This window comes from Microbacterium sp. SA39 (assembly GCF_000967865.1).
GTDB lineage: Bacteria > Actinomycetota > Actinomycetes > Actinomycetales > Microbacteriaceae > Microbacterium.
In genome coordinates this window covers 1-5,482 of the sequence record NZ_JXRU01000009.1, presented here as the reverse complement: position 1 = coordinate 5,482, position 5,482 = coordinate 1, and the positions used below count along the sequence as shown (strand labels likewise).

Genomic DNA, 5,482 nt, shown 5'->3' with positions numbered 1-5,482 from the left:
TAAGATAGAGAAGTTGCCCTTCGGGCCTGGCTGTGATGGCTGGGTCGTGGGAGCATCCGATCCTTGAGAACTCAACAGCGTGCACTTGTCAAATGCCAAATTATCCTCGTCTCCACGTCTCGTGGGGGTGAGAATTCCTTTGGATCAAAGACCAACCTCCTTGTGGGGTTGGCATTCGGATGAAGTCAGCAATGATTTGTCTCTTTGGTCAGCATCAAACTCGCTGCGTCATCGTTTTCCCGGTGTCGTATGCATTTCTTTTTTACGGAGAGTTTGATCCTGGCTCAGGATGAACGCTGGCGGCGTGCTTAACACATGCAAGTCGAACGGTGAAGCCCAGCTTGCTGGGTGGATCAGTGGCGAACGGGTGAGTAACACGTGAGCAACCTGCCCCTGACTCTGGGATAAGCGCTGGAAACGGCGTCTAATACTGGATATGTACCACGATCGCATGGTCTGTGGTTGGAAAGATTTTTCGGTTGGGGATGGGCTCGCGGCCTATCAGCTTGTTGGTGAGGTAATGGCTCACCAAGGCGTCGACGGGTAGCCGGCCTGAGAGGGTGACCGGCCACACTGGGACTGAGACACGGCCCAGACTCCTACGGGAGGCAGCAGTGGGGAATATTGCACAATGGGCGCAAGCCTGATGCAGCAACGCCGCGTGAGGGATGACGGCCTTCGGGTTGTAAACCTCTTTTAGCAGGGAAGAAGCGAAAGTGACGGTACCTGCAGAAAAAGCGCCGGCTAACTACGTGCCAGCAGCCGCGGTAATACGTAGGGCGCAAGCGTTATCCGGAATTATTGGGCGTAAAGAGCTCGTAGGCGGTTTGTCGCGTCTGCTGTGAAATCCGGAGGCTCAACCTCCGGCCTGCAGTGGGTACGGGCAGACTAGAGTGCGGTAGGGGAGATTGGAATTCCTGGTGTAGCGGTGGAATGCGCAGATATCAGGAGGAACACCGATGGCGAAGGCAGATCTCTGGGCCGTAACTGACGCTGAGGAGCGAAAGGGTGGGGAGCAAACAGGCTTAGATACCCTGGTAGTCCACCCCGTAAACGTTGGGAACTAGTTGTGGGGTCCATTCCACGGATTCCGTGACGCAGCTAACGCATTAAGTTCCCCGCCTGGGGAGTACGGCCGCAAGGCTAAAACTCAAAGGAATTGACGGGGACCCGCACAAGCGGCGGAGCATGCGGATTAATTCGATGCAACGCGAAGAACCTTACCAAGGCTTGACATATACGAGAACGGGCCAGAAATGGTCAACTCTTTGGACACTCGTAAACAGGTGGTGCATGGTTGTCGTCAGCTCGTGTCGTGAGATGTTGGGTTAAGTCCCGCAACGAGCGCAACCCTCGTTCTATGTTGCCAGCACGTAATGGTGGGAACTCATGGGATACTGCCGGGGTCAACTCGGAGGAAGGTGGGGATGACGTCAAATCATCATGCCCCTTATGTCTTGGGCTTCACGCATGCTACAATGGCCGGTACAAAGGGCTGCAATACCGCGAGGTGGAGCGAATCCCAAAAAGCCGGTCCCAGTTCGGATTGAGGTCTGCAACTCGACCTCATGAAGTCGGAGTCGCTAGTAATCGCAGATCAGCAACGCTGCGGTGAATACGTTCCCGGGTCTTGTACACACCGCCCGTCAAGTCATGAAAGTCGGTAACACCTGAAGCCGGTGGCCTAACCTTTTTGGAGGGAGCCGTCGAAGGTGGGATCGGTAATTAGGACTAAGTCGTAACAAGGTAGCCGTACCGGAAGGTGCGGCTGGATCACCTCCTTTCTAAGGAGCATCTGACGCCTCTTGTAGGTGTCCAGAACCCAGATCGAAGGCGTTCGTTCTTCGCTGGGAGCTCATGGGTGGAACATTTGACATGACATCGAGATCTGATCTTGGAGCTAGTACGTCGTTCTTCGGAGCGGTTGGAAGGTTCTGGGGTCGGGGGTGGGTGTCTGCACGCTGTTGGGTCCTGAGGGACCGGATGCGGGTCTTCGGATCCGAGTCTGTACCTCTGGACCTTTTGTCGTTTCCCCGGTTGGGGTGGCGTCAAGGGGTACCGCCCGTACTTTGAGAACTACACAGTGGACGCGAGCATCTTGCAACATCCTTCGGGGTGTTGCACAAGATGATCTTAAAGATCATTAGTCAATTTCAAATCCAAGCCTTTCGGGGTTTGGTGTCGATTCTGATTCAAACTCATGTGATTTATCAAGTCTTTAAGAGCAAACGGTGAATGCCTTGGCATCTGGAGCCGAAGAAGGACGTAGCAATCTGCGATAAGCCTCGGGGAACTGATAAGCAAGTTTTGATCCGAGGGTGTCCGAATGGGGAAACCCCGCTGGGCGGCGTGCCGACCTAGTGACTCCCGCCTGAATATATAGGGCGGGTAGAGGGAACGTGGGGAAGTGAAACATCTCAGTACCCACAGGAAGAGAAAGCAACCGCGATTCCGTTAGTAGTGGCGAGCGAAACCGGAACAGGCTAAACCTAGCGTGTGTGATAGCCGGCAGGCGTTGCACGTTGGGGGTTGTGGGACTTTTCAGTCATCTCTGCCGAGATGGCGGCGTTACAAGAAGGTATAGACGAACGGTCTTGAAAGGCCGGTCATAGAGGGTGACAACCCCGTAGTCGAAATGCTTCTCTTGGCGCGAAGAGTATCCCAAGTAGCACGGGGCCCGTGAAATCCCGTGTGAATCTGTCAGGACCACCTGATAAGCCTAAATACTCCCAGATGACCGATAGCGGACAAGTACCGTGAGGGAAAGGTGAAAAGTACCCCGGGAGGGGAGTGAAATAGTACCTGAAACCGTTTGCTTACAAACCGTTGGAGCCTCCTTAGTAGGGGTGACAGCGTGCCTTTTGAAGAATGAGCCTGCGAGTTAGCGATATGTGGCGAGGTTAACCCGTGTGGGGTAGCCGTAGCGAAAGCGAGTCTGAATAGGGCGATTCAGTCGCATGTCCTAGACCCGAAGCGAAGTGATCTATCCATGGCCAGGTTGAAGCGACGGTAAGACGTCGTGGAGGACCGAACCCACTTAGGTTGAAAACTGAGGGGATGAGCTGTGGATAGGGGTGAAAGGCCAATCAAACTTCGTGATAGCTGGTTCTCTCCGAAATGCATTTAGGTGCAGCGTTGCGTGTTTCTTGCCGGAGGTAGAGCTACTGGATGGCCGATGGGCCCTACAAGGTTACTGACGTCAGCCAAACTCCGAATGCCGGTAAGTGAGAGCGCAGCAGTGAGACTGTGGGGGATAAGCTTCATAGTCGAGAGGGAAACAACCCAGACCACCAACTAAGGTCCCAAAGCGCGTGCTAAGTGGGAAAGGATGTGGAGTTGCCTTGACAACCAGGAGGTTGGCTTAGAAGCAGCCACCCTTGAAAGAGTGCGTAATAGCTCACTGGTCAAGTGATTCCGCGCCGACAATGTAACGGGGCTCAAGCACGCCACCGAAGTTGTGGCATTGACATTATTGGTAGGCCTTCGTGGTCCAGCCGTGTTGATGGGTAGGAGAGCGTCGTGTGGCCAGCGAAGCGGCGGTGTGAACCAGCCGTGGAGGCTACACGAGTGAGAATGCAGGCATGAGTAGCGAATGACGTGTGAGAAACACGTCCTCCGAAAGACCAAGGGTTCCAGGGTCAAGCTAATCTTCCCTGGGTAAGTCGGGACCTAAGGCGAGGCCGACAGGCGTAGTCGATGGACAACGGGTTGATATTCCCGTACCGGCGAAGAACCGCCCAAGCTAATCCAGTAGTGCTAAGTGTCTGAATCCCAGTGACTGATCCCTTCGGGGTGACGCTCTGGGCCTAGCGCACGACCCCATTCTGGTGCGGTTAGCGTATTAACAGGTGTGACGCAGGAAGGTAGCCCAGCCCGGCGATGGTTGTCCGGGTGCAAGTGCGTAGGCCGAGTCGTAGGCAAATCCGCGATTCACAGAGGCTGAGACACGATGCGAATGAAAAGTGGGTGATCCTATGCTGCCAAGAAAAGCATCGACGCGAGGTTCAAGCCGCCCGTACCCCAAACCGACTCAGGTGGTCAGGTAGAGAATACCAAGGAGATCGAGAGAATCGTGGTTAAGGAACTCGGCAAAATGCCCCCGTAACTTCGGGAGAAGGGGGGCCATCCACTTATACGGACTTGCTCCGAAAAGGGTGTGGTGGCCGCAGAGACTAGTGGGTAGCGACTGTTTACTAAAAACACAGGTCCGTGCCAAGTCGCAAGACGATGTATACGGACTGACGCCTGCCCGGTGCTGGAAGGTTAAGAGGACCGGTTAGCCGCAAGGCGAAGCTGAGAATTTAAGCCCCAGTAAACGGCGGTGGTAACTATAACCATCCTAAGGTAGCGAAATTCCTTGTCGGGTAAGTTCCGACCTGCACGAATGGCGTAACGACTTCCCAACTGTCTCAACCGCGAACTCGGCGAAATTGCATTACGAGTAAAGATGCTCGTTACGCGCAGCAGGACGGAAAGACCCCGTGACCTTTACTACAGCTTGGTATTGGTGTTCGGTGTGGCTTGTGTAGGATAGGTGGGAGACTGTGAAGCATGGACGCCAGTTCGTGTGGAGTCATTGTTGAAATACCACTCTGGTCACTCTGGATATCTAACTTCGAACCGTAATCCGGTTCAGGGACAGTGCCTGGTGGGTAGTTTAACTGGGGCGGTTGCCTCCCAAAAAGTAACGGAGGCGCCCAAAGGTTCCCTCAACCTGGTTGGTAATCAGGTGTCGAGTGTAAGTGCACAAGGGAGCTTGACTGTGAGACTGACAGGTCGAGCAGGGACGAAAGTCGGGACTAGTGATCCGGCAGTGGCTTGTGGAAGCGCTGTCGCTCAACGGATAAAAGGTACCTCGGGGATAACAGGCTGATCTTGCCCAAGAGTCCATATCGACGGCATGGTTTGGCACCTCGATGTCGGCTCGTCGCATCCTGGGGCTGGAGTAGGTCCCAAGGGTTGGGCTGTTCGCCCATTAAAGCGGTACGCGAGCTGGGTTTAGAACGTCGTGAGACAGTTCGGTCCCTATCCGCTGCGCGCGTAGGAAATTTGAGAGGATCTGACCCTAGTACGAGAGGACCGGGTTGGACGAACCTCTGGTGTGTCAGTTGTTCCGCCAGGAGCACCGCTGATTAGCTACGTTCGGGATGGATAACCGCTGAAAGCATCTAAGCGGGAAGCCGGCCTCAAGATGAGATTTCCATACCTTCGGGTGAGAGGCTCCCAGCCAGACTACTGGGTTGATAGGCCAGATGTGGAAGTGCAGCAATGCATGCAGCTGACTGGTACTAATAAGCCGATGACTTGATAACACACCGTTTGTTGGTGCTACGCGTCCACTGAGTGGTTCTCGATGTACGGTCGAGAACCGCATGACAACAATGACTTTGTTATGTGTTTGATTGAAACATCAATAGTGTTTCGGCGGCCATAGCGTGAGGGAAACGCCCGGTTACATTCCGAACCCGGAAGCTAAGCCTCA

Annotated in this window: 3 rRNA genes; all 3 read left to right on the top strand. The window is 54.4% G+C overall.

The features are described from left to right. The first annotated feature begins 261 nt into the window (after positions 1 to 261). Positions 262 to 1,784 (top strand): 16S ribosomal RNA (locus RS85_RS00070). A 424-nt stretch (positions 1,785 to 2,208) separates the two neighbouring features. Then, a 23S ribosomal RNA gene (locus RS85_RS00065) occupies positions 2,209 to 5,312 on the top strand. A 108-nt stretch (positions 5,313 to 5,420) separates the two neighbouring features. Continuing rightward, a 5S ribosomal RNA gene (rrf, locus tag RS85_RS00060) occupies positions 5,421 to 5,482 on the top strand; the annotation flags it as partial.